This is a genomic window from Nocardia coffeae (assembly GCF_019890715.1).
Taxonomy (GTDB): domain Bacteria; phylum Actinomycetota; class Actinomycetes; order Mycobacteriales; family Mycobacteriaceae; genus Nocardia; species Nocardia jiangxiensis.
In genome coordinates, this window is the sequence record NZ_JAINZY010000005.1 from 293823 (window position 1) to 318298 (window position 24476).

Below are 24476 nucleotides of genomic sequence, written 5' to 3' on the forward strand. Positions count from 1 at the left end.
GGCGATCCCGGGTCTCCCCGCGATCGGATAAAGTGGATCATGTTCCGTTTACCTTTTTCAGCGTAACACGAAGTGGAGCGTGATCCGTTTTGGCGAACGCCGAGTCGGCCGAACTGCGAGCCGATGCCGCCCGCAACCGGTATGCCCTGCTGGAAGCAGCCACCCGGACCTTCTCCGCATCGGCCACCGAGCCGTCCATGCGGGCCATCGCGCGCGAGGCCGGTGTCGGGATCGCCACCCTCTACCGGCACTTCCCCACCAGGGAGTCCCTGGTCGACGCGGTGTACCACGATCAGGTGCAACGGCTCACGCAGGGAGCCGATGAGCTACTGCGGCAGGTCCCGCCGGTCGAGGCGCTGCGCGCGTGGATGGACTTGTTCGGCGACTGGCTCTCGACCAAGCACGGCATGATCGACACCCTGCGGACCATGATCGATTCCGGCGAGATCGCACAGACCGAAACCCGCGACGAGCTGCTCGCGGCGATCACCCGCATCCTCGACTCCGGTAGCGCCGCAGGCGATCTGAGATCCGATGTCGCCGCGGAGGACATCGCGGCGAGCCTCATCGGCACCTTCACCGTCACCAGCGGGCGACGGGAACAGGCCGGACGGCTCCTCGATCTGCTCGTCGACGGCCTGCGACCGCGGAACGATGTTTCCCCGGACTAGCCCCGAGCCATATCCACGAACCGGCTCAGATGCAGCTGGTGCGCAACGGTGATCGTGGCCGTCGGGCCGTTACGATGCTTGCCGAGAATCAGGTCCGCCTCGCCGCCGCGCGGGTCGTCCCGCTCGAACGCATCGGGCCGATGCAGCAGGATGACCATGTCGGCATCCTGTTCCAGTGAGTTGTGAACCGAAATGCCTTGTGCTACGAAGTTATTCGTCCCCGGTACGGATCCGTCGTACACATCTTGCTCACCGAGGCCGGTGATCTCGACGATGCGGTCCCAGAATACGTCGTTCGTGGCGAGCATTTCGATCTCGGCATCGTCGAGAACTGCGGCGACCCGAGCCAGGCGAGAGCGGCTCGGAGAGTGCTTCCACATGGTGGAACCGCAGAATCGGGACCCCATCGCGGCCGAGAACTCGCGGTGGGTGATGTGCTTGGTGGTCAGGAGATCGCGGACCTTGCACCACACTTCTTTGGGGACCGTATCCACATTCGTATTGCGTGCTATTGGTTCGATTTCATGCAGAACCTGTTGGGCAGCAACGCCCCGCGCGCCGTGTACACCGATGTCTCGCGCGAAGATCGTCTGGTTGTCCGCACCGTCGATCGTCAGATGCCAGCAATCCCGATAACCGGACTTCGTAATCCGCTTGATCCGGGCGTGCACTCCCACACGCAGCAGTAGCTGGGCCACATCATCCACCAGTCTGCGGCTGGTGGACGCGTAGTAGATGCGGGCCTGGCGTCCCTTCTCGTCCCATCGGACCGAACCGTCTGTGGCCCAGAGATGTCGGAGAAACAGTGCGATCTGCTCATTGGGCAGCGCGAAAATGCGCCGGGGAACGAACTTTTCGTAACTACGCAGGCCGAACAGGCCCAATTCGTCCAGCCAGGCGGCGATCGGATTTCGTTTGCCGTGCGTAAGGCGGTACGGGGCGGGCAGCCGCAGCGTCGTCACTTTGGCCGCCGCATATTCGTCCCGCACTGCGGTAACACCGAAATGCTGTGCGGCACTGGTGACTACGGCGAGATTCTCCTCATCGACACTCGCGTATCGAATCGGTTGCCGCTTGACGCACGATCCGTCGCCGATCATGTGCGCGAGCAGGATCACCTCATCGTCCGTCATCCGTTCGGTGTGCACCGGCTCGGGAACTGTCCGCGGCGTCGCCAGCCGGTCGCCGGGAGTGAGCTTTTCCAGTGGAACCCAGCCGTCGACGGTCAGGAAGGGATGGTTCCCGGTGGCCTCGACCTCACGCCCGGAGGCCAGCCGCAGGCGGAAGACCTCCTTGCGGCCGCTGGGAAATACTTTCACCATCGGTCGGGCGACCATGCGCATGCGCTCATCGAGCGACCACACCAGCGGTTGCTCGCCACTATCCAGCAATTCGCCGAGAGTGGTCTCACTTCCGTTGTCCGCCCGCAGGATTCGTGTCGAGGCGGGTAGACAACCCGATTCGCGCAGGTCGGAGACCATGGGGCGTTTATCTGTTCGCTGTTCGGGGCCACGGTTCAGCTGGGAGATCGCGACAACCGGAACCTCGAGCTCCTTGGCCAGAAGTTTGAGGCTTCGGGAGAATTCGGAGACTTCCTGCTGACGGGATTCGACCTTCTTACCGGAGGTCATCAGCTGCAGGTAGTCCACGACGACCAGGCGCAGATCGTGACGTTGCTTGAGCCGCCGGGCTTTTGCGCGGATCTCCATCATCGTCAGGTTCGGTGAATCGTCCACGAACAGCGGAGCCTCACTGATCTCACTCATCCGCCGCGCGAGCTTGGTCCAGTCGTCATCGCTCATCCGCCCCGACCGCATATCGCCGAGCTTGATCCTCGCCTCCGCCGACAGCAGACGCATGACGATCTCGGTCTTACTCATTTCCAGCGAGAAGATAACGCTCGCCAGTCCATGCTTCACCGAACAACTCCGCATGAAATCCAAACCAAGGGTCGACTTGCCAACGCCCGGTCGGGCCGCGACGATGATCATCTGGCCGGGGTGCAGGCCGTTGGTCACCTCGTCGAGTTCGGTGAAGCCGGTGGGGACGCCGAGGGACATGCCGCCTCGGCTGGCGATGGAGTCGATCTCGTCCATCGTGGGTTGCAGGAGTTCTTCCAGGGGCAGGAAGTCCTCCGTGGAGCGGCGTTCGGTGACCTCGTAGATCTCGGCCTGGGCGCGGTCGACGACCTCGGCGACGTCCTGGCCGTCGGCGCCGGCGTAACCGAACTGGACGATGCGGGTGCCCGCCTCCACCAGACGGCGCAGAATCGCCTTCTCCGCAACGATTTCCGCGTAGAAGGAGGCATTGGCGGCGGTGGGGACGGTCTGGGTCAGGGTGACCAGGTACGGGGGTCCGCCGATGCGTTTGAGTTCGCCGCGGCGGTCCAGGGCCGCGGAGACCGTGACCGGGTCGGCCGGTTCGCCGCGGCCGTACAGATCCAGGATGGCGTCGTAGACGGCCTGATGGGCGGGACGGTAGAAATCGCCGGGCCGGATGACCTCCACGACGTCGGCGATGGCGTCCTTGCTCAGCATCATGCCGCCGAGGACGGACTGTTCGGCGGCCATATCGTTCGGCGGCTGCCGCCCGAAGTCCTCCCCCGGCGTCTCCGAGTACTCCGGGGTGCCGCGATCGTCGACGACTGCCACGAAACTCGACCGTCCTCTCGCACGCCCTCGCGTGCATCGTCAACTGTGCGCGCTGCGAAACGACCACGATCCCCGTCTCCGGCTGCAGCACCATCGATCACCCGTTGTACTCCCGGGCACCGACATTTTCCCGTCGCTCCACAGCGGGTCGCACCGTCCCGGACACACCGCCGCGACGAGGTCACGCGATGCAGCAGGGCGGCACGGAGCAAACCGATGGTGCATGCTGCGAGGCCGAGGAGATGGTGCGGGTCCGGGTACCGGATCACGACATCGGATCGAACCTATGGGACCGAGCTGGGGAGTACCAAACCACGGTGTGCACACAGCTGTGGACAAACTGGGGATAGTTCACCTGCTGTTGTGCACCCCATGTGGATTACCTGGGGAAAACTCGCTCGAGCGCTGTACAACAGCAAGGTGAAAAGGCGTTTCCGCAGTTACGCACATGTGGATTAACAAAGCGGCGGCGTGTCGTTGGAGATGAACAGCCGGGCGTGTCAGGTTAACGCTGATCTCGTGGAATATGACGGGGGTCACAATGCGAACGGTCGGTTCGATCGGTTATCCCCATCTTGTCCCGAATACGTCGAGGTCGGGCCGAAGATCGGTCACCGAGAGATCCCTCGCCGGCCGCCGAAAATCGGCTAACGGCCGGTTAATGATGCCACGGGCATGACGAAACACGCTCGAAGACCACCCTCGTACGCCTGGTACGAAGGCGGTCTTCGAACGTCATGCGCTCGCGCGCGAGATCACTCCGCGGCGTCGACCTGCAGGGTGAACTTGGCGGCCACATCCGGGTGCAGATGCACCACGACACCGTGCTTACCGGTGCTCTTGATGTGCGCCTTGGGCAGCTCGATGCTGCGCTTGTCCAGCACCGGGCCACCCGCGGACTTGATCGCGCCCGCGACATCGGCGGTGGTGACCGAACCGAACAGCTTGCCGGTGCCCGCGGTCTTCACCGACAGCGAGACCGACTCCAGGCCCTCGATGGCCTGCTTGAGCTCGTTGGCGTGGTCCAGGTCGCGCACCTTGCGGGCGTCCTGCGCCCGGCGGATGCCCGCGACCTGCTTCTCCGCACCACGGGTGGCGACGATCGCCAGACCACGCGGGAGCAGGAAGTTACGGCCGTAACCGTCCTTGACCTCCACGGTGTCGCCGGGGGCGCCGAGGTTGTCCACATCAGCAGTCAGAATCAGCTTCATTGTGTTGTGCCTCCCGTTCTCAGCGAGCCGTGGACACGTACGGCAGCAGCGCCACTTCGCGCGAGTTCTTCACCGCAATGGCGATGTCGCGCTGGTGCTGCACGCAGTTGCCGGTGACGCGGCGCGCGCGGATCTTGCCGCGGTCGCTGACGTACTTGCGCAGCAGCGTCGTGTCCTTGTAGTCGATGGCCGCGAACTTCTTGCCATCCTTGGCAGCAGCCTTGACTTCCTTGCAGAAGGCACAGGCCTTCTTCTTCAGCACCTTTTCGCGTGCCGGTGCTTTGGCCATGGTCTCGTTCTCCGTCTTGCCTGGGAGTCACATCCGTGACCCCGTATGAAAGCCGTTCTAGAACGGCGGTTCGTCGTCCATTGCGCCGCCCCCGAAGGAGCCGGCTGCGGGGGCGCTGCCCCACGGGTCGTCGCCGCCGGCGTTCTGACCGCCGCGACCGCCGCCACCGTTGGAGCCGCCGAAGCCCCCACCACCACCGGAATTGGCATTGGAATATCCACCACCGCCGCCACCACCGCGGGTGGTTCGGTTGACCTTGGCGGTGGCATAGCGCAGCGAGGGGCCGATCTCGTCGACCTCGAGCTCCACGACCGTGCGCTTCTCACCCTCGCGGGTCTCGTACGAGCGCTGCTTGAGGCGACCGCTCACGATCACGCGCGAACCTCTGGTCAGCGATTCGGCCACGTTCTCGGCGGCCTCACGCCAGATGTTGCAGCGCAGGAACAGAGCCTCGCCGTCTTTCCATTCGTTCGCATTACGGTCGAACACGCGGGGCGTGGATGCGACGGTGAAATTCGCCACCGCAGCGCCCGCGGGCGTGAATCGAAGCTCCGGGTCCGCCGTCAAATTGCCGATGACGGTGATGACCGTGTCGCCTGCCATGGTTCCTCCTGCTCTCCGGTGCAGTCCGCAGTTGATGCGCTGTTGCGCTAGAGCCTAGATACAGGCACTGACAGCCTGGAGCAGGGCACCGACGCACACGAGTACTGCGGGGACAGGGGACTACTTCTTGTCGGCGCGCAGCACCTTGGTGCGCAGAACCGACTCGTTGAGTCCCAGCTGGCGGTCGAGCTCGCTCACGGTGGCAGGCTCGGCGGTCAGATCGACGACCGCGTAGATGCCCTCGCTCTGCTTGGAAATTTCGTAGGCCAGCCGACGGCGGCCCCAGATGTCCACCTTGTCGACTTTGCCGCCGTCGGACTTCACGACGTTCAGCATGGTGTCCAGGTTCGGACCGACGGTTCGCTCATCCAGGCTCGGATCGAGGATGACCATCACTTCGTAATGACGCACGGGAACCCATCACCTCCTGTGGTCTTGGTGCGGCCACGGACTTTCCGTGGCAGGAGGGTCGTTGCGTCAGCAACCCGACAAGGCTACATGAGCAGGCATTCGGTCGCGAAATCGATCTCCCCCAGAGCTGTCCGAGCGGAATTTGGGTACACACACCTATCGTGGGTGCCATGTCGAACCGTCCGGGAACGCGGGCGAACCTCCCGCGGCCGGGCCGGGTCGCCGCGGTGACGGTGCTGTTGCTGTGCGGTGTGACGCTGCTGTTCGCATATCTGAACAAGGCGCGGTGCGCGGGGGAGCCCTTCGAATCGAACGGCCGCAGTGCGGCATTCGATCACATCAAGGATTCGCACGTCTGCTATTCCGACATCCAGTTCCTGTGGCTGGGCCGCGATATCAACGAGCACGTATTTCCGTATCTCACCGGCGGGATCACCACCCACGGCGCGCTGACCGGCGGCGCTGTGGAATATCCGGTGCTCAGCGGGCTGCTGATGTGGCTGGGTGCGGTGGGCGCGCACACCGATGCGACGTTCCTGCTGCATTCGGCGCTGCTGCTGGCGCCGTTCGCGCTGGCGACCGCGTGGATGCTGGGGCGGATGTCGGGGATGGCGGCGCTGCTGTGGGCGGCCGGACCGCCGCTGGTGCTGTACGCGTTCCACAACTGGGAGCTGCCGGTGGTGTGCACCGCGGTCGGCGCGGTGTACGTGGTCACCACGCTGACCAGATATTCGGTGCGCACCCGGGGAGTGCTCGCCGCGATACTGCTGGGCATCGGCTTCTGCCTGAAGTTGTATCCCGGGATCTTCGTGCTGCCGTTGATGGTTCACGTGCTGGTCGGCGGGAGTGACGGTCTGGACGCGCTGCGTCATCACCGGGCGCCGCGCGTCGACTGGATGTCGGACGAGAACGACGACGTACCGACCCGGCCGACGCGGCGGTACGACGTGCGCGGCGCCGTCGCGGTGGCCGCGACGGCGATCGCGACCGCGGCGCTGATCAATCTGCCGTTCGCCCTGGCCGGATATCAGGGCTGGCGGGCCTCGTTCACCTTCCAGGAGTTGCGGCAGGCCGACATCACCACCAATTCGATCTGGTTCTGGGGACTGCGGCCGATGTTCGGCGATACGCCCGGCGCCGAGCAGTCCTTCCAGGACGTCGTGTCCACGGCCTCGCCGCTGCTGGTGGTGTGTTCGTTCGTGCTGGCGATGTGGCTGGGCTGGCGGCGCTACCAGGCCAGCGGGTTGTTCCCGTGGGTGGGCGTGAGCGGCGCGATGCTGTGTGGGTTCCTGTTGTTCCACAAGGTGCACTCGCCGCAGTACACGCTGTGGCTGATCCCGTTCCTGGTGCTGCTGGAGATCCCGTGGTCGGTGGTGGCGGCCTATCTGCTGGCCGACGCGTCGCTCGGGATCGGCATATTCCGCTACTTCTACGCGCTGGGCGAGGGGTCCACTGCCGACGTGGAGAAACATTTCGTGCTGTTCGGCGTGTGGGGCAGGGCGATGCTGCTGGTGTATCTGCTCTTCGCCTTCGTCTACGTGCCGGCGCGCGGGCGGTGGCGGGCCGGTCCGCCCGCCGCGCCGCAGCATCCCAGTGACGAGCTGGTTCCGGTGTCGTCCTGAAACGCTTTGCCGCGTAACCAGTTCGGCAGCAGCGCTAACGAACCATCGGCGCGGCCGTATGCGAGACGTGCGGCCGCAGGAACCCGGGCAACCACGGCAGGAACGGATCCGGTGCGCGGTCCAGGATTCCGCCGACCGGATCGTCGACGCCTTCCAGCCGCACGAGGTCCTCGGACGGGCGGTAGATCTGCCGGACGATCAAGGCGCACAACGCGATCACGGCGAGGTCGCGCAGGAAGACCGTGCCGGTGAACCACTGCTCGGGTACGCCCTTGCGATCCGTGCCCAGGTAGTAGTACATCCGCGGGAACCACACCAGCGCGTCGATCGTCATCCAGGTCAACAGGATTCGGCGATTCGGCAGGGCCAGCACCGCGAGCGGCACCAGCCACAGCGAATACTGCGGACTCCACACCTTGTTGGTCAGCAGGAAGGCCGCGACCACCAGGAAGCCCAGCTGCGCCAGCCGCGGTCGCCGCGACGCGGTCAGGGCGATATAAGCGATTGCGGCACAGGCCAGTACGAACAGCAGCAGTGAGATCGCGTTCAGCGCCGAGGGCGTCTGTTCCGGGGTGAGCGTGCCGTCGAAGCCCGTCCATCCCGTGAACGAGGTGACCACGTTGTAGATCGAATCCGGATCGGCCTGCCGCTGGGTGTTCAGCCGGAAGAACTCCCACCAGCCGTTCGTGAACGGCACGGCGATCGGCAGATTCACCGCGATCCAGCTGATCGCGGCGGAGGCGACCGTGACGCCCGCGGCGCGCAACGGACTGACCCGGGTCCCCGCGAAATATTCGCGCACCGCCCCGCGCAGGTCGGATCCCCGGCGGCGCAGCAACTCTCGTATCCCGGGGATGCGCTGACGGTCGGCGGTGCGCAGGCACAGCACCACGATCGGCCCGAGCAGCAGCAGCGGATACAGTTTCGCCGCGCCGCCCAGCCCGAGCAGCACACCCGCCAGAACCGGCCGCCGCCGCGCCCAGGCGAGCATTCCGGTGGCGGCGAATGCCGTTGCCAGCGCGTCGAAATTGGTGAACGCGTGCACCAGCACCAGCGGCGAGAGCGCCACCAGCGCGGCATCCCAGACCCGCCTGCCCGCCAATTGTGTCGACGCCCAGACCGTCACGAGCCAGGCCATCGCCAACCCGATCACCGCGACGTTGAAATACACCACCACCGGCAGCGCGCCGGGCAGCGGGAGCGAATCCCACACATTGGCCAGTTCCATCGAAATGTACTGGTAGAGACCGGAAAGCACGGGATATTCCATGTACCGGGTGTGTGGTTGGCCGTCCGAGCCGAACTCGGTCCAACTCTTCTTGTACGGGAACGCGCCCTCGTCCAGGCGTTCGGCGCCGTACAGCGGGACGGTGTCCGAATAGCACATCGCCACGTACTGACGGCCGTTGTTCCAGTCCAGCGTCAGGCGGCCGTCGGCGGTGGTGGTCTGCTGGATGCACGCGGCCTTGCCGCCCCAGCTCAGCGCCAGCATGACCACCGCGAAGGCCAGCATGACCCGCACCGGCGTCCAGAATCGGGAGCGTCCGATGAGGGCGTGGTCGCCGACCGGCCCGCCGATCGCGGTGGCCAGCTGCGAGGTCAGCGGATCGGTACGGCTGGGACGGTCACGCCAGGTCGCCGATCGGGGCTCGGCGTCCAGGGCCGGGGACGGGTATCGGTCTGGAGATTCCCGTGTTTCCCCCCGGGGTCCTGGATGCGTCTTCGCCAGTTGCTCCTCGAACACGCCAACCGACGCTACCGGTTGCTCGGTGAGCTGTCCTAGTTGCTATCGCCGTTCGTGTTGCTCTCTCCGGGAGCCGGTGTGCTCGGCCAGGTCCCGCCGGGTGCGACGGGCTGACCGGACATCGGTCCCGGGCCGCTCTGCTGTTGCTGCTGTTGCTGTTGCTGGGGTTGCTGATTCTGCTGGATTCCCGGGATCGGGATGGTGACGCCCGGGAAGATCTCCACCTGCGACGGCGTGATCTCCACCGGCGGCGTGTACTGCTGGGTCGTCGAGGGTGGGGTGTACGGCGCGGAGTAGGACGGCACGCCACCGGGCTGGCCGCCGATCTGGTCCGGCTTCGGGAAGGTCTCCTTCGGCGTGCCATCGAGCGCGCCGTCCATGGTGTCCCGCCAGATGTCCGAGGGCAGCGTGGAGCCGTACATGATTCCGCCGTTGGCGTTCTTCAGCGCGACACCCTTTTCGGTACCGACCCAGACCGCGGTCGAGAGCGAGGGGGTCAAGCCGATCATCCAGGCGTCACGGTTCTGGCCGGTGTCACCGAGCTGGGTGGTACCGGTCTTGGATGCCGAGACGCGCCCGCCCGCCAGGTCGTGCTTGAACGAGGAGTGCGCGATGGGGGCCATCGCCGCGACCACGTTGTCGGCCACGGCCTTGGACACCTTGCGCTCACCGGCGTCCTGACCGCGATCGAGCAGGACCTGGCCGTCGGCGGTGACGACCTTCGACACGAAATGCGGCTTGTGGTAGACGCCTTCGGCGCCGAGCGTGCCGTACGCCGAGGCCATGTCGAGTGCGCGAACCTGGTACTGGCCCAGGATGATGCCGTCGTTGGGGCCCGAACCGTCCGGTTCGGTCAGGGTCTTGCCCACGCCCGGAATGGTGTCCGGGATGCCGAGCTTGTGCGCCATGGAGGCGATCTTCTCCGGGCCGTTGCCGCCCATGTCCAGTTCCATGCGGTAGAAGCTGGTGTTCAGCGATCGCTTGAGCGCCTCGGCGATGGTGCAGACGCCACAGGTCTCACCCTCGGCGTTGGTGATCTTGATGCCGTGCACGTCCAGATCGGCACTGGAGTACATGGTGGACAACGGTTTACCCATCTCGAGGTTCTCCGCCAGACCGAACACCTTGAACGTCGAACCGGTCATCAGACCCGCGTTGGCGAAGTCGAAGCCCTGGCCGTTGTCACCGCCGTAGTAGGCCTTGACGCCGCCGTCCTTCGGATCGACCGACACCACGGCCGTGCGGTCCTCGGGACGTTCGCCCTTCATGTTCTTCTTCACCGAATCAACCGCGGCCTGCTGGGCTTTCTGGTTGATGGTGGTGGTGATCTGCAGGCCTTCCTTGTTGATCTGGCTCTGACTGATCCCCGCCTCGTTCAGTTCGGTCTCCACCTGACGTTTGATCAGGCCGTTGGGACCGGTGTCCGGATCGCTCTTGTCCTTCGTCGCGCCGTCGCTCGAGGACAGTACGTTCGGGTACTTCATCGGCACGCGCTGTGCCTTGGGCAGATTGCCCATCGAGACCATGCCGTCCAGCACGTAGTTCCAGCGCTGGATCGCGCCCGCGCGGTTGTTCTCCGGATCCAGACCGTACGGCTGGTTGATGGTGGCGGCGAGCATCGCGCCCTCTTCGACGGTCAGGTCCTGGACCTTCTTGCCGAAGTAGGCCTGCGCGGCGGCGTTGATGCCGAAGGTGCCGCGGCCGAACGGGATGGTGTTCAGGTACGCGGTGAGGATGTCGTCCTTACTCCACTGCCGCGCCATCTTGGCCGAGAGCACCAGCTCGTGCATCTTTCGGGTCAGCGAGTGCTGATTGCCGACCATGGCGTTCTTGACGTACTGCTGGGTGATCGTCGAACCACCACCGGCGGTGGACTTGCCCATCAGGTTGTCGCGCACGGCGCGGACGAAGCCGGAGACGGAGAAGCCGGGGTTGGTGTAGAAGGACCGGTCCTCCGCGGCGATCACCGCGTTGCGCACGTGCGGTGGGATCTGATCGATCGTGACGTCGGTGCGGTTACCTTGCGGCGGAACGATTTTGCCGATCGTCGTGGTGCCGTCGTCGGCCAATATCGTGGCGACCTGATTGGTTTTGAGGTCGCCGGGTTTGGGTACCGAAACGGTCGAGTATGCAATCAGGAAGACCGCGCTCGGCACGACGACGGCCAGTGCCACCAGCACGTACAGCACGCGGCGCACGATCCGCCACGGAGATTTCTTCTTGCCGCCCTTGGGGCCTCGTCCACCGGGGCCGCCGGGACCCGTGCCGTTGCGGCGTGGGGGCGGGCCGGACGGTGGTGTGCCGCCGCCGACGGCGCGGTTGGCCCCGGTGCGTGGCCGGGTGTTCTCGCCGGGTCGTGGTCGAGTTCCCTTGCCGGAACGTTGATTTCGATTCGCCATAGCCTCGCCGAGGCTACTGGGCGGGATCTTCTGGGTGGCACCGGAGGAGGGGCTGGGGATCTTCTGCGTCGCGCCGCTGGGCGGGCCGGGGCGGGCCCCCGGGGCCGGGCGGCGCGGCGGTTGTCCGCCGGGACCGCGCGGGGCCTGTGCGCCCGAACCGCGGGGTGGCTGGCTGCCGGGACCCTGCGGGGCGCGCATATCGCCCGGCGGCGGGCCGTTGCGTCGGGGGCCGGGGCCGGGCGCCTGCTCTCCGGGACGTGCGGGCGGCCGTGGCCGTCCGCCCTGCGGCGGGCCCCCCGGCCGCGGCGGGGGATATCCGCCAGGGCCGGATTGCGGACCGCGGTTGGCGCGGCCGCCGGACGGTCCATCGTCGTAGGGCGAAGTCACAGCTCGGATCTCCATAACTCGAAACGGTCCGGGGGGCGGCCGATCACAACCGCCGATGGCCCGCCGAAGCGGGCCGCGGGCGCGATACACATCACTCGGCGGCGGTCCGACGGGTGCCGGTGCGCCGACGCGTGGGCGCCGGTGCGTGTCCGAGCACATAGGACTGCACCAAATGGTTCCAGCTACAGCTGCGGCACACCTCGACCACGTGTACCGAGAACTCCTCGCGAGTCTCCGCCAGCCGGATCAGTTCCTCGGGCGTGCGGGCCGAGCCTGCGACCGGCCCGAGTCCATCGCCGTAGACCCACGATACGAGAGTGAGCTGCTCTTTCCGGCAGATGGGGCAGGTGACCTCACTGCCTCGTCCGTGGAACTTCGCCGCGCGCAGCAGATAAGGATTCGCATCGCAGACCTCGCTGACAGCTACGCGGCCCGCATAGACATCGGCCAGCAGCGACCGGCGCCGAAGCGCATAGTCCACTACCTGCCGCTGAATTCGCACGGCCTCCAGAGTAGCGGTGCGCACCGACGCACGCTGCCGGGTCCGTGTCCCCGATCCGCCTGATGCGATTCGATGTGTCGCGCCGACGTGTCGGTTACTATATCGGCGCGATATAGTTGGTCATTGCATCCACAGGTGCGGTCCGCATACGACAGTCAGGAGGTGAGGCCCGTGCTCGAACTCGCGATTCTCGGGCTGCTCCTGGAAGCGCCCATGCACGGCTACGAGCTGCGCAAACGACTCACCGGGTTGCTGGGGCCGTTCCGGGCCTTTTCCTACGGGTCGCTCTACCCGACCCTGCGCCGCATGCAGGCGGACGGGTTGATCGCCGAGGAGTCCCCGGCCGGTGCGGTGACCAGGCGGGCGCGGCGGGTCTACCAGCTGACCGATCCCGGCCGGGAGCGGTTCAGCGAGTTGCTCGCCGACACCGGGCCGCAGAACTACACCGACGACGGGTTCGGCGTTCACCTGGCCTTTTTCGGTCGCACTCCCGCCGAGGCGCGGATGCGGATCCTGGAGGGCCGGCGCCGGCAGGTCGAGGAGCGCCGAGAGGGGCTGCGGGAGGCGATCAAGCGGGCCAGCGGGACCCTGGATCGCTACACCCGCCAGCTGCACCAGCTCGGCCTCGAATCAAGCGAGCGCGAAGTGCGCTGGCTCAACGAATTGATCGCCGCGGAGCAATCGATGAAGGCGGCACCACAGAAAGAGGGAAATACCGGCCATGAGTGATGTCAACACGGCTGCACAGGCCACCGGTGCGAGCGCCGGGTCCGAGATTCGCGTGGCCATCGTAGGTGTGGGTAACTGCGCCTCTTCGCTGGTCCAGGGCGTGCAGTACTACCAGGACGCGGACGAGAGCGCGACCGTGCCCGGTCTGATGCACGTCAAGTTCGGTCCCTACCACGTCCGCGATGTGAAGTTCGTCGCCGCGTTCGACGTCGACGCCAAGAAGGTCGGTTTCGACCTGTCCGACGCGATCTTCGCCAGTGAGAACAACACCATCAAGATCTCGGACGTTCCGCCGACCGGGGTCACCGTGCAGCGCGGCCCGACGCTGGACGGCATCGGCAAGTACTACGCCGAGACCATCGAGCTGTCCGAGGCCGAGCCGGTGAACCTGGTGCAGGCGCTGAAGGACGCGAAGGTCGACGTCCTGGTCTCGTACCTTCCGGTCGGTTCGGAAGAGGCCGACAAGTTCTATGCGCAATGTGCCATCGACGCCAATGTCGCATTCGTGAACGCGCTGCCGGTCTTCATCGCCTCGGACCCGGCATGGGCGAAGAAATTCGCCGACGCGGGTGTCCCGATCGTCGGTGACGACATCAAGTCTCAGGTCGGCGCGACCATCACCCACCGCGTCATGGCCAAGCTGTTCGAGGACCGCGGCGTGCAGCTGGACCGCACCATGCAGCTGAACGTCGGCGGCAACATGGACTTCAAGAACATGCTCGAACGCGAGCGGCTGGAGTCCAAGAAGATCTCCAAGACCCAGGCCGTCACCAGCAACCTGAAGAAGGAACTGGGCGCGAACGACGTGCACATCGGCCCGTCGGACCACGTCGGCTGGCTGGACGACCGCAAGTGGGCGTACGTGCGCCTCGAGGGCCGCGCCTTCGGTGACGTGCCGCTGAACCTGGAGTACAAGCTCGAGGTGTGGGATTCGCCGAACTCGGCGGGCATCATCATCGACGCGGTGCGCGCGGCCAAGATCGCCAAGGATCGCGGCATCGGCGGACCGGTCATCCCGGCCTCGGCCTACCTGATGAAGTCCCCGCCGAAGCAGCTGGCCGACGATGTGGCCCGCACCGAGCTCGAGGCGTTCATCATCAACGCCTGAGCAGCATCTGCGCCTGATCACGCTCGACATTCGATGCGCCCCCGGGAATCCCGGGGGCGCATCGTTTTTTTCGCGATTCGCGTTTCCGCGTTGTGTATCGAGGTTTACACACCGAGCGTCGTCGTGCTGGCAGTACTTCCGCTCGCCGCTCGGCAAGATTGTCATCACCTTGCCAACCAGAGCGAAACAACTTGGAGCACAACATGATCAGCAAGATCCGCCGCATCGCCACCGTCGCCGCGGCCACCGCCGCCATCGCGGGTGCGGGAGCCGGAATCGCTTCCGCCACACCGACTGTCGCCGAGCCGGTGCACGCCACGGTCGTCCAGCCGGCACACACCTGGTGGGGTGACTCGTACTGCGGCTGGAACAACTTCAACTGGCACTACTACAACTTCTGCGACCGCTACGTGTGGCACGGCAGCCACCACCACGACTGGGAGAACTACCGCGATCACAACCGCGGCTTCGACTTCGACTGGTTCCGCGGTCGCTGATCGCGAACCACCGCGCTCGGACGGCGAGTGCCCCGGCCGCAGCGCCGGGGCACCACCCCTCACACACGAGCGGACTCGCTGTGCAAACTCGTCGCAGGCCGACCATCGACAAAACCGCAGGTCGGATGCGAGGGCCGGGCGACTGGTCACAGGGAAGTCGGGAGCGAAGCCGGATGTGAGTACTGTGACGTGTGTTGTCGCGAGACCGGGGGTACTCGTGAGAGTGATCAGTCGGGGGCGGCCGGGAAGCGATTCGGCGAGGTTCGTCCGGCTGTAGGAGAAGACCCGCTACCGCATGACCTCTGCGGTGCTGCGACCGGAGGATAACGGTGATCGAGCTCGACGCCGGCGAGTCGTTCGCCGGTTACATCATCGACCGCAAACTCGGTGCAGGCGGCTGGGGCATCGTCTATCTGGCGCAGGATCCCCGGTTGCCCAGGGCGGTCGCCCTGAAACTGCTCGATCCGTCCAAGGCCGATCCGGAGGCCCGGCAGCGGTTCGAACGGGAGGGCGATTTCACCGCCGGTCTGGACCACCCCAATATCGTGACCATCTACGATCGGGGCGTCACCAGCGATATCCACTGGATCGCAATGCAATTCGTGCACGGCACCGATGCCGGCGCGCTCGCCGACGTCGATTTCGAGCGCGCGCTGCGGATCGGTGCGCAGATCGCGGACGCGCTCGACTACGCGCATCGGGCCGGGGTACTGCACCGGGACGTGAAGCCGTCGAACTTCCTGATCGCGGCTCCCGAGCCCGGCCGCCGGGAACGCGCGCTGCTGACCGATTTCGGGATCGCCCGGCTGCGTGAGGTGACCACCGGTCTGACCAGGACCGGTTCGGTGACCGGAACGGCCGCCTACGTCTCGCCGGAGCAGGTCTCCGGCGATGCCGTGGATCACCGGTCCGACCAGTACTCGCTGGCCTGCAGTCTGTTTGTGCTGCTGACCGGGCGGCCGCCGTTTCCGGTGACCAACTCGATCGCCCTGATGCACGCGCACGTCTATACGCCGCCACTGCTGCCGGGCGAGCTGATGCCGCAGCTGGCCTCGCTGGATCCGGTTTTCGCCAAGGCGCTGGCCAAGGATCCGGCGGACCGGTTCCCCAGTTGCAGCGAATTCATCGCCGAGGTGCAGCGGGCCCGGCCCGCGACCAGCGACACCACGGCCGTGTCCAAACCGGTGGAAAGCCCGAAGCCCCAGCGTAAATCACTACGCGGCCGGATCTCGGCGCGCACGGCGGTGCCGGTGGCCGGCGCCGTGGTGGTGATTCTCGCGGTGATCGCCTACCTGGCCATGGGCACCGATCTGTTCGGCGGCCCGCGCACTACCGATGCCGCCACCGCGGTGCCGCCCGGCGTCGCGACGGGCTGGGATGCCCGGCACGCCGCCGCCGCGGCGGCATTCCCCGAACTCATCGGCGGGCTGAACGCCAACACCGGATGGCACGGAGCCACGTGCAGACAGAACGATCCGGGGTCCACGGAAGATCCCGCCGATCACGACTACGCCCGCATCTCCTGTCCGATCCCGATGGGGGACAACGGCGAGAATCCGCTGGTGGTCGACATCATGGACCGCACCGGATCGGCACACGACGGCCTGAGCCTGGGTCAACTGGTCTCGAAACTCTTCAACGAATGCGATCCGCGTCCGCAGAATCGGGCCCACCCGAAGCAGGCGCAGGCTCCGCTGGTCGTCACCTGTGCCGGTAGCGACTACGCCCGCGACACCACCCATCCGCCGGTGTGGACGTTCTTCGCAGATCCCGCCTACTCCCGGTTCGTGCTCGTGATGACCTGGAAGGACCACACCATCGATCAGCTGCTCGAACAGTGGCAGCAGCTTCCGCTGGGCAGATAGCCGCAGTCGCGGCGCCGGCACCCGACGGGATGCCGTATCGCTGATCGGTGAGTAGGTTCGACGAGTGTTCACAGTGAGAGCGCTGACGTGGGTGACGGCGGTATCGCTGCCCGCGGTGGGGCTGTGGTTGCTCGTCGCCGATCCGATGCTCGACGCCCACTACGAACATCATGTGCAGCATTTCTGGCTGGTGCTCGCCGCGGCCGTACTCGCAACGGGACTGGGCACCATCCTGTTTCGCGCCGCGCGCGCTCGCCGCGACGTCCGGCTGATCCTGGTCTCGCTGACGTTCCAGTTCTCCGCGGGATTCCTCGCGCTGCACGCGATCGCCACGCCCGGGGTGATCCTGAACTCGCCCAATGCCGGTTTCGTGTACGCGGTGCCGATCGGACTGACCCTCGGCGGGATCGCCGCACTGGCCTCGGCCGTCGAATACGGGCCGGAGGCGGTCGCGCGGCTGCATCGGTTCAGCTGGTTGCTGTCCGCGCTACCGGCGCTGAGTTTCGTCGTCTGGTCCGCGATCTCGCTGACCCGGCTACCTCCCTTGAACGGAACGCCCAGTCCCACAGAATCTTCCGGCCCGCTGGTGGGCATCGCGGTGCTCGGCGCGCTGTGTTATCTGGGCGCGGCGATCGTGTACGCGTGGCGGTTCGTGCGGCGGCGGGCGCTGCTGCTGCTCACCATCTGCACCACCTTCGTGCTGTTGATCGAGGCGCTGCTCGCGGTCGGATTCGGGCGCAGCTGGCGGACCTCGTGGTGGGAGTGGCACGTGCTGATGGTGGTGGCGTTCGCGCTGATCGCCGTCAGCACCCACCTGCAATTCCGCAGGGAGGGTTCGGCATTGGGGCTGTTCGACAGCGTCACACTGAGCCAGACCATGGCCTCGCTCGAACGCGACTACGCGCGGGCGCTCACCGAGATGGTCGGCATCCTGCGGGAGCGGGCCGCGAGCGGGGTGCCCGCGCAGGCGCCGCTGGGGCCGGTCGGGGTGCAGCTCGCGCGCCGATTCGGGCTCACCGAACGGCAATTCGCGGTGCTGGCGCAGAATGCGCGGCTGTACGGGCAGCTGGACGAGCTGTTCCGGTCCTATATGTCCCCGGCGGTGGCGACCGAACTGCTCGCCGATCCCGCGCAGGCCGATCTCGGCGGACGGATCGCGGAGGTCAGCGTGCTGATGGCGGATCTGTCGGGTTTCACGCCGTTCGCGGAGAACACCGATCCCGCGGCGGTGGTGCAGATGCTGAACACCTACTACGGCGCGATCGTGCCGGTCATCCTGGGCGAGGGCGGGACGGTGGTGCAATTCGTCGGCGATGCGGTGATGGCGGTGTTCAACGCACCCAATCCGCAGCCCGATCACGCGATGCGCGCGGCGCGCGCCGGACTGGGGTTGCAGTACGTCGTCGGGCGGATCGCCGCGGGACGACCCGACTGGCCGCGTTTCCGGGTCGGGGTCAACTCCGGGCCGGCGCTGGTGGGCAATGTCGGTGCGGCACAGATGCGTAACTACACCGCGATCGGCGACACCACCAATCTCGCGGCTCGATTGGAGGGGGTGGCCGAACCCGGCACGGTGGTGATCGGCTCGACGACGTATGCGCAGCTGGGTCCGCGGGCGGTGGTGCGGACGCTGGGCGGAATCACCGTCAAGGGGCGGCGCGAGCCGGTCACCTGCTACGTCCTGGAGGGACTGCGATGACGACCGAATTCGCACTGCTGCGCGGTCTTTCGGACGGTGAGCGACGTCAGCTGCTCGCCTCGTGTACACCCCGGCGGTTCAAACGCCGCGAAATCCTGTGTCACGAAGGCGATCCCGGCGACACGCTGCATCTGGTCGTCTCCGGGCTGCTGCTGATCCGCGTGGCCACCCCGCTCGGCTACACCGCCACGTTGTCGGTCATCGGTCCCGGTGACGCGTTCGGCGAACTGGCTCTGCTGAGCCCCGAGGCCAAACGAACCGCCACCGTCGAGGCCGCCGAGAACGCGGAAACCCTCAGCCTCAGCCGCGCCCAGCTGACCGCATTGCGCGCCACCTATCCGGGCGTCGAGCGGATGCTCACCGACACTCTCGTCGAACAGGTTCGCCGCCTGTCCGGCATGGTGCTCGAGGCGCTGTACCTGCCGGTCGAGGCGCGCGTGGTCCGCCGCCTGGTGAACCTCGCCCGCATCTACGGCGGCCCCGCCCCGATCGCCGAAATCCGCCTCACCCAGGACGATCTGGCCTCCATGGCTGGAACCACCCGCGTCACCGCGAACAAGATCCTGCGCGAGTTGGAGGACCGCGGCATCGTCGAACTACGGCGCGGCCGCATCGTCGTCACCGACCGCCGCGCCCTCGTAGCCGCCGCGAACACCTATCACTGAGGCCCCGTACCCCTACTTCAGTCCAGGGAGACGAAGACCTCCACCGAGGCCGGACCCGTGTAGCGCTCGATCTCCGCGCTGTGCGACCGGGTGATGACGCCCGCGGCCTCGGCCTTGGCCACCTTCGCCCAGGCCGTGCGCAGTAGGTCGTACGGCTTGTCGGACACCACGAATTTGGCGTAGCGACCGGCCGGGATCCTGGTCAGGACGTCGCCGGTGTCGAGCTGATCCAGGGCGTCGAGTTCGTAGCCCAGGACGGCGACCGCATGGTCGTTCTGGCCGACGTAGGCCGCCACGCGCTGGGCGTTCTTGTCCCGCGACAGATATCTGTCCCAGGTGAAGTTGACCAGATCCAGGTCGCGGGCGGCCACTTCGCGACCGGCCAGCGGAACGGTGAGCCCGCCGACGAGGCTCTCCTCGAGGGTGACTATCTCGAAATCCATATTCGCGCCTTACTTCTCGCCCGTGTCGTCGTCGGCCAGCGCAACGAACACTTCTACCGTGCGCCGATCCGGATAGTGCTCGAAATCGCCGGTGTAGGCGCGTACCAGTGCCCCGGCGGTCTCCAGATCCCAGACCGCGCGCCACACCGACACGATGGTGTCACCCAGGTCGTCCCCGCTGCGGACGAATCGCGCGAACCGGCCACCCGGCACGCGCGCCAGCACATCACCGGGTAACAGATCGTCGAGCCTGCGGCAGCGGTAACCGACGATATGCGTCAGGTACGAGCCGATCTCCGGCGCGTGATCGACGTACGCGCTCGCCGGGGGGCCCGGCAGATCACGTTTGAGGTTGTGCCGCCAGGCCTCCTCCACCTTCAGCCGGCGCGGGCCTTCGACCGCCAGCGCCGGGCTGCGCAGGACGGTCCCCGCCACCAGCGTCTCGTGGCGCTCGACGATATTGAAATCCACCGGTGTCGCCCCTATGTCTAGTATCTCCGGCCTCCGCTCCGCTCCGGCGGGCTGGGGCCCCTGTGCACCCGGTCCTGCCCTTCTCCGCTCAGTCGCTGTACTCCGTCGCTCCGTCGGTCCCAGGGCGGGCCCCGGCCGGGCGTCGGAGTGTTGTGGAGTGGGCGGAAATCGGGTGACCTGGGGTTGTTGTGTCCCTGCTTTAGGTGATCCTATGCGTGTCGGCTGACCGGCCCGCAATGGGCCGGTCCACGGCAGTGCTGCCGATGCGTGCTCCGTTCCCCGAGCTTAGTCGGGGACTACGACACAGCGGCCGGAGATGATCTCGACCCGATAGCGATCGGTGAGACCGGAGTCCCGAAGATGTCCGGGCCGCGGCGGGTGACCAGGCAATCCGGACCCTCAGCCCGGGACCGGGACGTGCAGGCCCGGGAAGATCTCGACCTGGTGTGGCGGGGGAGGGGGTGCGGGAACCGGGGCCGGGGCGGGTGCGGGGACCGGGGTGCGGCGGCGAGGTTGCGTGGTGGTCGGCGGCGCGAGGATGTCGAACGGGCCGTGGGGCTGTTCCGACGACGGGGGTGTGGCGATGAACGGTCCCTGCGTGTCGGTCGGCGTGTCGGTGGGCGCGGCGGACGGGAAATGTTCGACGGGGGTGCCGGTCAGGGCCCCGTCCATGGTTTTCTTCCAGATGTCCGAGGGCAGGCCCGCGCCGTAGATCGGTGCGCCGCCGGAGGTGCGGATGGCCTGGGACTGGGCGGTGCCGACCCAGACCGCCGTCGCGAGCGACGGAGTGAAACCGACCATCCAGGCGTCCTTGTTGGCGCCGCTGTCGCCGAGCTGGGTGGTGCCGGTCTTGGCGGCGGCGGGGCGACCGGCCAGGGCGTGCCCGTTCGAGTACGCCGCGATCGGCAGCATCGCCGAGATCGTCGTATCGGCGACCTGCGCCGGAATCCGTTGCTGCGCGGGGAGTTGATCCTTGCCGGGCACGCCGCGATCCAGCAGCACCCGGCCGTCCCCCGTGACGACGCGCTGCACGATGAACGGCGTGTGATACATCCCGGAATTCGCGACGGTCGCATACGCCACGGCCATGTCCACCGGACGCACCGAATACGCGCCCAGCACGATCGCCAGGGCGGGCGGCCCGCCGTTCTCGCTGAGGGTGCGGCCCGCGATGCCCGGAATCTGCTCCGGAATCCCGGCCTGATGCGCGGCGTCGGCGATGGCCTGCGGACCGATCGTCTCGGCGAGCCGGTAGAAGCTGGTGTTCAGCGACCGCTTGAACGCTTCGGCCAGCGAACAGGTCCCGCAGGATTCGCCCTCCACATTGGTGACCGGGACGCCGTTCACCGTCACCGGCGCGCTGTTGAGCCGGTACGACAGCGGAATCCCCTGCTGCAGCGCGGCCAGCACCGCGAAGGTCTTGAACGAGGATCCGGTCTGCAGCGGCGCCTGCGCGAAATCGAAGCCGACGCCGTCGTCCCCGCCGTAGTAGGCGCGCAGCGCACCCGAACGCGGGTCGACCGAGACGACCGCGCTGCGCAACTGGGCGGGCTGCGCACTCAACGTGTTGTGCACCGCGTCCAGGGCGGACTGCTGGGCGCGCGGGTCGATGGTGGTGGTGATGCGCAGTGCGCCGGTGTCGATCTCCTGCTGGCTGATCCCGGCGTTGCGCAGCTCGGCCAGGACCTGGGTGCGGATCAGCCCGTTGGCGTTGTGCGCGGCGTCGTCGGTGAATGCGCTGACCGGCGCGATCTGCGGAAACTGGATCGCCGCACGATCTTTCGCGCTCAACTTGCCCATGCTCACCATGCCGTCGAGCACATAGTTCCAGCGTTCCCGCAGTTGTGGCAGATGCGTTTCCGGATCCAGCAGCGAGGGGGTGCGGATCACCGAGGCCAGCACCGCGCCTTCGGCCGTGGTCAGCTCGGGCACCGGTTTGGCGAAGTACGCGCGCGCGGCGGCGGCGATCCCGTAGGCCCCGCGACCGTAGTAGATGGTGTTCAGGTAGGCGGCGAGAATGTCGTCCTTACTCCACTGCCGTGCCATCTTCGCCGAGATGATCAGCTCGCGGACCTTGCGCGAGAGGGTGCGCTCGGAGCTCAGGAACGCGTTCTTGACGTACTGCTGGGTGATCGTCGACCCGCCTCCGGCGTCGTCGCGACCGAGCAGGTTGTCCCGCGCCGCGCGCAGGTATGCCGAGGTCGAATATCCGGGATTGGTGTAGAAGTTCCGATCCTCCGCCGACAGCACCGCGTCGCGCACCGGAACCGGCACCTGCGCCAACGGCACCGGCGTCCGATTTCCTTCCGGCGGAACGATTCTGGCCAGCACGGTGGTGTCGTCGTCGGCGGTGATGGTGGCGATCTGGTTGGACTGCACCGCGTCCGGCGCGGGCACCTCGGCGCTCCAGTAGGCCAGGACCAGCAGCAGCGCCGGAATGACGATGAAAATCACGAACAGCGCCAACAGCAATCGCCGGATCCGCTGTCCCCGGGTCCGCCGCGGCCGCTCGTGCGCGGGTTCGTCGTCCTCGCCCCGCACCCGCCGCTGCGGAGCCGCATGCTGTCGCCGGACCCGTCCCGGGAGCTCGTTCCACCCCGCAAGCGAGGCATACGGCGCAGCCTTGCGCCCGCCACCTCGCCACCGCATACGGATCGAACTCACGATCAACTCCTCGGACTACAAGAACAAGGTGATCGAACAACCGCACGATAGAAATCGCCTACCAGCGTAAGACCCGACCGCCTACACCGGCAGCACCGGCGGTCCACACAGCTCGATGGTGCACCCCCGCGCTCGCTCGCATCGGCCCGTTCACGTCGGCTCGGTGAGGCTTTCGATGCAGGTGGTCAGGAGTGCGGCCAGCTGCCGGAGATCCGCGGGGGCCAGATCCTCGGTCATCCGGTTGTCGATGTCCAGCACGATGGCGTCGGCGCGATCCAGCTGGGCGCGGCCGGATTCGGTGAGGGTGACCGGGCGGGCGCGGCCGGTGGAGGGCTGGTCCGCGACGGTGGCCAGACCCGCCTTCTGTAGTCCGTTGAGCACGTCGCGCAGTGATTGGCGGGTCACGAAGGTGCGGCGGGCGAGTTCGGCGGCGGGCGCGCCCGGGACGTCGGCCAGGGCGCGCAGCACCGCGTACTGGGACATGGTCAGCCCCAGGGGCCGCAGCCGTTCCTCGCATGCGCGATGGAAGGTCTGCTGCGCCTGTTTGATCAGATACCCGACCCGCCGTTCGACGCCCTCTTGACTCATGACAGGAACCTTACACATAATGGCCTATGTAAGGATCCTGACATCAAGGAGAGATCGCCATGACCGACACCACCACCATCGCGACCGACGCCCAGCTCACCACCCTGATCAACGTCTTCACGGTCCAGCCCGACCGCCAGCGCACCCTGGTCGACCTCCTGACCCGCGCCACCGACGAGGTGATGCAGCACATCCCGGGCTTCATCTCCGCCAACATCCACGCCAGCGACGACGGCACCCGAGTGATCAACTACGCCCAGTGGCAATCCCCCGACGCCTACCGCGAAGTGTTCGACAACCCCACCGCCCAGACACACATGAAACAAGCCGCCGCCGTAGCCGACCACTTCGACCCACACCTGTTCACCGTGGAATCCATCCACCACCGCTGAACTCGCCCGCGGGCGAGTCCGACGGCGAGGCGACCTAGCTCTTGACGCCGCCCGCGGTGAGGCCGGAGATGATGCGGCGCTGGAAGAGCAGAACCATGATGACCAGGGGGACGGTGACGATGATGCCGGCGGCCATGATCGCCGTGTACGGCTGGACCAGGGGGTCGTTGCCGGAGAAGCGGGCGATGGCGACGGTGACCGGTTCGGTCGCGTCGGAGGACAGCAGGCTGGACAGGAGGTATTCGTTGACCGCGGCGATGAAGGCCAGGATCGCGGTGGTGAATACCGCGGGGGCGGCCAGCGGGAGCATCACCAGGCGGAACGCCTGGTAACGGGATGCGCCGTCGATCCGCGCGGCCTCCTCGAGCTCCCACGGGAGTTCGGCGAAGAACGAGGCCAGCACGTACACGGTCATCGGCAGCACGAAGGAGATGTTCGGGATGATCATCGCCTGGTAGTGGCCGAGCCAGCCGATATCGGTGAACAGCTGGAACAGCGGCGTCACCAGCACGACCACCGGGAACATCGACGCGCTCAGCACCAGCCCGGCGACCAGGGTCTTACCGCGGAAGGTGATGCGCGCCAGGGCATATGCGGCCATCATGCCGATCAGCAGCGCGATCACCGTGGTGGCCGCGCCGATGACGACGCTGTTGGTCAGCGCCCGGCCGAAGTTGTTGCCGCGGCTGGTGTCGAACGCGTTCTTGAAGTTCTCCGTCGTCAGATGCGTCGGCCACGGCGTGTTGTCGAACGTGTAGGTCGGATCGCGGAAGGCGGTGACGGCCATCCAGTAGAACGGCCCCAGGCCCCACACCAGGATGATCAGCGCGCCGACATACGTACTCGCGGAACGCATCCGCTTGCT

At 66.7% G+C, this 24476-nt stretch carries 22 protein-coding genes; 9 read left to right on the top strand and 13 right to left on the bottom strand.

Translation table 11 applies throughout. From position 1 onward, the window contains the following. The first annotated feature begins 89 nt into the window (after positions 1 to 89). Positions 90 to 671 carry a TetR/AcrR family transcriptional regulator gene (locus K7711_RS20975; protein WP_222971112.1) on the top strand — a complete coding sequence of 194 codons (582 nt, stop codon included), beginning with the start codon at positions 90 to 92 and terminating at the stop codon, positions 669 to 671. On the opposite strand, the gene K7711_RS20980 is transcribed toward K7711_RS20975, so the two are convergent. The 5 genes from K7711_RS20980 to rpsF form a co-directional block, all read right to left on the bottom strand. Continuing rightward, positions 668 to 3322 carry a replicative DNA helicase gene (locus K7711_RS20980; protein ID WP_222971113.1) on the bottom strand — a complete coding sequence of 885 codons (2655 nt, stop codon included), beginning with the start codon at positions 3320 to 3322 and terminating at the stop codon, positions 668 to 670. The genes K7711_RS20975 and K7711_RS20980 overlap by 4 nt on opposite strands. Before the next feature lie 755 nt (positions 3323 to 4077). Next, on the bottom strand, positions 4078 to 4533 hold the full coding sequence (gene rplI / locus K7711_RS20985) for a 50S ribosomal protein L9 (RefSeq protein ID WP_040829177.1): 456 nt from the start codon (positions 4531 to 4533) through the stop codon (positions 4078 to 4080). Positions 4534 to 4552: 19 nt separating this feature from the next. Continuing rightward, positions 4553 to 4822 carry a 30S ribosomal protein S18 gene (rpsR, locus tag K7711_RS20990; protein WP_222971114.1) on the bottom strand — a complete coding sequence of 90 codons (270 nt, stop codon included), beginning with the start codon at positions 4820 to 4822 and terminating at the stop codon, positions 4553 to 4555. A 57-nt stretch (positions 4823 to 4879) separates the two neighbouring features. After that, positions 4880 to 5425, bottom strand: coding sequence for a single-stranded DNA-binding protein (locus tag K7711_RS20995; RefSeq protein ID WP_222971115.1), 546 nt, complete (start codon positions 5423 to 5425; stop codon positions 4880 to 4882). Positions 5426 to 5545: 120 nt separating this feature from the next. Continuing rightward, positions 5546 to 5836: a 30S ribosomal protein S6 gene (gene rpsF / locus K7711_RS21000; RefSeq protein WP_040829173.1), complete on the bottom strand. Its 291-nt coding sequence runs from the start codon at positions 5834 to 5836 to the stop codon at positions 5546 to 5548. Between the two features lie 170 nt (positions 5837 to 6006). Here rpsF and K7711_RS21005 point away from each other — a divergent pair, with 170 nt between their 5' ends. Beyond that, the gene (locus K7711_RS21005; protein WP_235747514.1) at positions 6007 to 7458 is read left to right on the top strand and encodes a glycosyltransferase family 87 protein; all 1452 of its coding nucleotides are present in this window, start codon (positions 6007 to 6009) and stop codon (positions 7456 to 7458) included. 34 nt (positions 7459 to 7492) lie between these two features. Here the strand turns inward: K7711_RS21005 and K7711_RS21010 are convergent, their stop codons facing one another. The 3 genes from K7711_RS21010 to K7711_RS21020 all read right to left on the bottom strand — a co-directional run bounded on the left by K7711_RS21010 (position 7493) and on the right by K7711_RS21020 (position 12490). After that, complete coding sequence (locus K7711_RS21010; protein WP_222971317.1) at positions 7493 to 9118, bottom strand: glycosyltransferase family 87 protein; 1626 nt, start codon at positions 9116 to 9118, stop codon at positions 7493 to 7495. Between the two features lie 119 nt (positions 9119 to 9237). Beyond that, the gene (locus K7711_RS21015) at positions 9238 to 11799 is read right to left on the bottom strand and encodes a transglycosylase domain-containing protein (protein ID WP_372460175.1); all 2562 of its coding nucleotides are present in this window, start codon (positions 11797 to 11799) and stop codon (positions 9238 to 9240) included. 280 nt (positions 11800 to 12079) lie between these two features. Beyond that, positions 12080 to 12490, bottom strand: a complete 411-nt coding sequence (locus K7711_RS21020; protein WP_040829364.1) for a DUF5318 domain-containing protein — start codon at positions 12488 to 12490, stop codon at positions 12080 to 12082. A 171-nt stretch (positions 12491 to 12661) separates the two neighbouring features. On the opposite strand from K7711_RS21020, the gene K7711_RS21025 reads away from it, so the two are divergent. From K7711_RS21025 to K7711_RS21050, 6 genes are all read left to right on the top strand, one after another. Next, entirely contained in the window at positions 12662 to 13219 is a 558-nt protein-coding gene (locus K7711_RS21025) for a PadR family transcriptional regulator (protein WP_040829363.1), read from the top strand. Continuing rightward, the gene (locus tag K7711_RS21030; RefSeq protein WP_222971117.1) at positions 13212 to 14327 is read left to right on the top strand and encodes an inositol-3-phosphate synthase; all 1116 of its coding nucleotides are present in this window, start codon (positions 13212 to 13214) and stop codon (positions 14325 to 14327) included. The genes K7711_RS21025 and K7711_RS21030 overlap by 8 nt, the downstream gene beginning before the upstream one ends. Positions 14328 to 14530: 203 nt before the next feature. Next, entirely contained in the window at positions 14531 to 14824 is a 294-nt protein-coding gene (locus K7711_RS21035; protein ID WP_222971118.1) for a hypothetical protein, read from the top strand. 329 nt (positions 14825 to 15153) lie between these two features. After that, positions 15154 to 16689 carry a serine/threonine-protein kinase gene (locus K7711_RS21040; RefSeq protein ID WP_222971119.1) on the top strand — a complete coding sequence of 512 codons (1536 nt, stop codon included), beginning with the start codon at positions 15154 to 15156 and terminating at the stop codon, positions 16687 to 16689. Positions 16690 to 16753: 64 nt separating this feature from the next. Continuing rightward, positions 16754 to 18388 carry an adenylate/guanylate cyclase domain-containing protein gene (locus tag K7711_RS48965; protein ID WP_222971120.1) on the top strand — a complete coding sequence of 545 codons (1635 nt, stop codon included), beginning with the start codon at positions 16754 to 16756 and terminating at the stop codon, positions 18386 to 18388. Beyond that, on the top strand, positions 18385 to 19053 hold the full coding sequence (locus tag K7711_RS21050; protein WP_222971121.1) for a Crp/Fnr family transcriptional regulator: 669 nt from the start codon (positions 18385 to 18387) through the stop codon (positions 19051 to 19053). The genes K7711_RS48965 and K7711_RS21050 overlap by 4 nt, the downstream gene beginning before the upstream one ends. Before the next feature lie 17 nt (positions 19054 to 19070). Here the strand turns inward: K7711_RS21050 and K7711_RS21055 are convergent, their stop codons facing one another. The 4 genes from K7711_RS21055 to K7711_RS21070 all read right to left on the bottom strand — a co-directional run bounded on the left by K7711_RS21055 (position 19071) and on the right by K7711_RS21070 (position 23219). After that, positions 19071 to 19496, bottom strand: coding sequence for a GyrI-like domain-containing protein (locus tag K7711_RS21055; RefSeq protein ID WP_222971122.1), 426 nt, complete (start codon positions 19494 to 19496; stop codon positions 19071 to 19073). A 9-nt stretch (positions 19497 to 19505) separates the two neighbouring features. Then, the gene (locus tag K7711_RS21060; RefSeq protein WP_222971123.1) at positions 19506 to 19967 is read right to left on the bottom strand and encodes a GyrI-like domain-containing protein; all 462 of its coding nucleotides are present in this window, start codon (positions 19965 to 19967) and stop codon (positions 19506 to 19508) included. Positions 19968 to 20366: 399 nt separating this feature from the next. Then, positions 20367 to 22616 carry a transglycosylase domain-containing protein gene (locus tag K7711_RS21065; RefSeq protein WP_222971318.1) on the bottom strand — a complete coding sequence of 750 codons (2250 nt, stop codon included), beginning with the start codon at positions 22614 to 22616 and terminating at the stop codon, positions 20367 to 20369. 165 nt (positions 22617 to 22781) lie between these two features. Next, entirely contained in the window at positions 22782 to 23219 is a 438-nt protein-coding gene (locus K7711_RS21070; protein WP_222971124.1) for a MarR family winged helix-turn-helix transcriptional regulator, read from the bottom strand. 59 nt (positions 23220 to 23278) lie between these two features. On the opposite strand from K7711_RS21070, the gene K7711_RS21075 reads away from it, so the two are divergent. Then, entirely contained in the window at positions 23279 to 23611 is a 333-nt protein-coding gene (locus K7711_RS21075) for an antibiotic biosynthesis monooxygenase family protein (RefSeq protein WP_222971125.1), read from the top strand. A 34-nt stretch (positions 23612 to 23645) separates the two neighbouring features. Here K7711_RS21075 and K7711_RS21080 read toward each other — a convergent pair whose 3' ends face one another. Then, complete coding sequence (locus tag K7711_RS21080; RefSeq protein ID WP_222971319.1) at positions 23646 to 24467, bottom strand: carbohydrate ABC transporter permease; 822 nt, start codon at positions 24465 to 24467, stop codon at positions 23646 to 23648. Between the last annotated feature and the right edge of the window lie 9 nt (positions 24468 to 24476).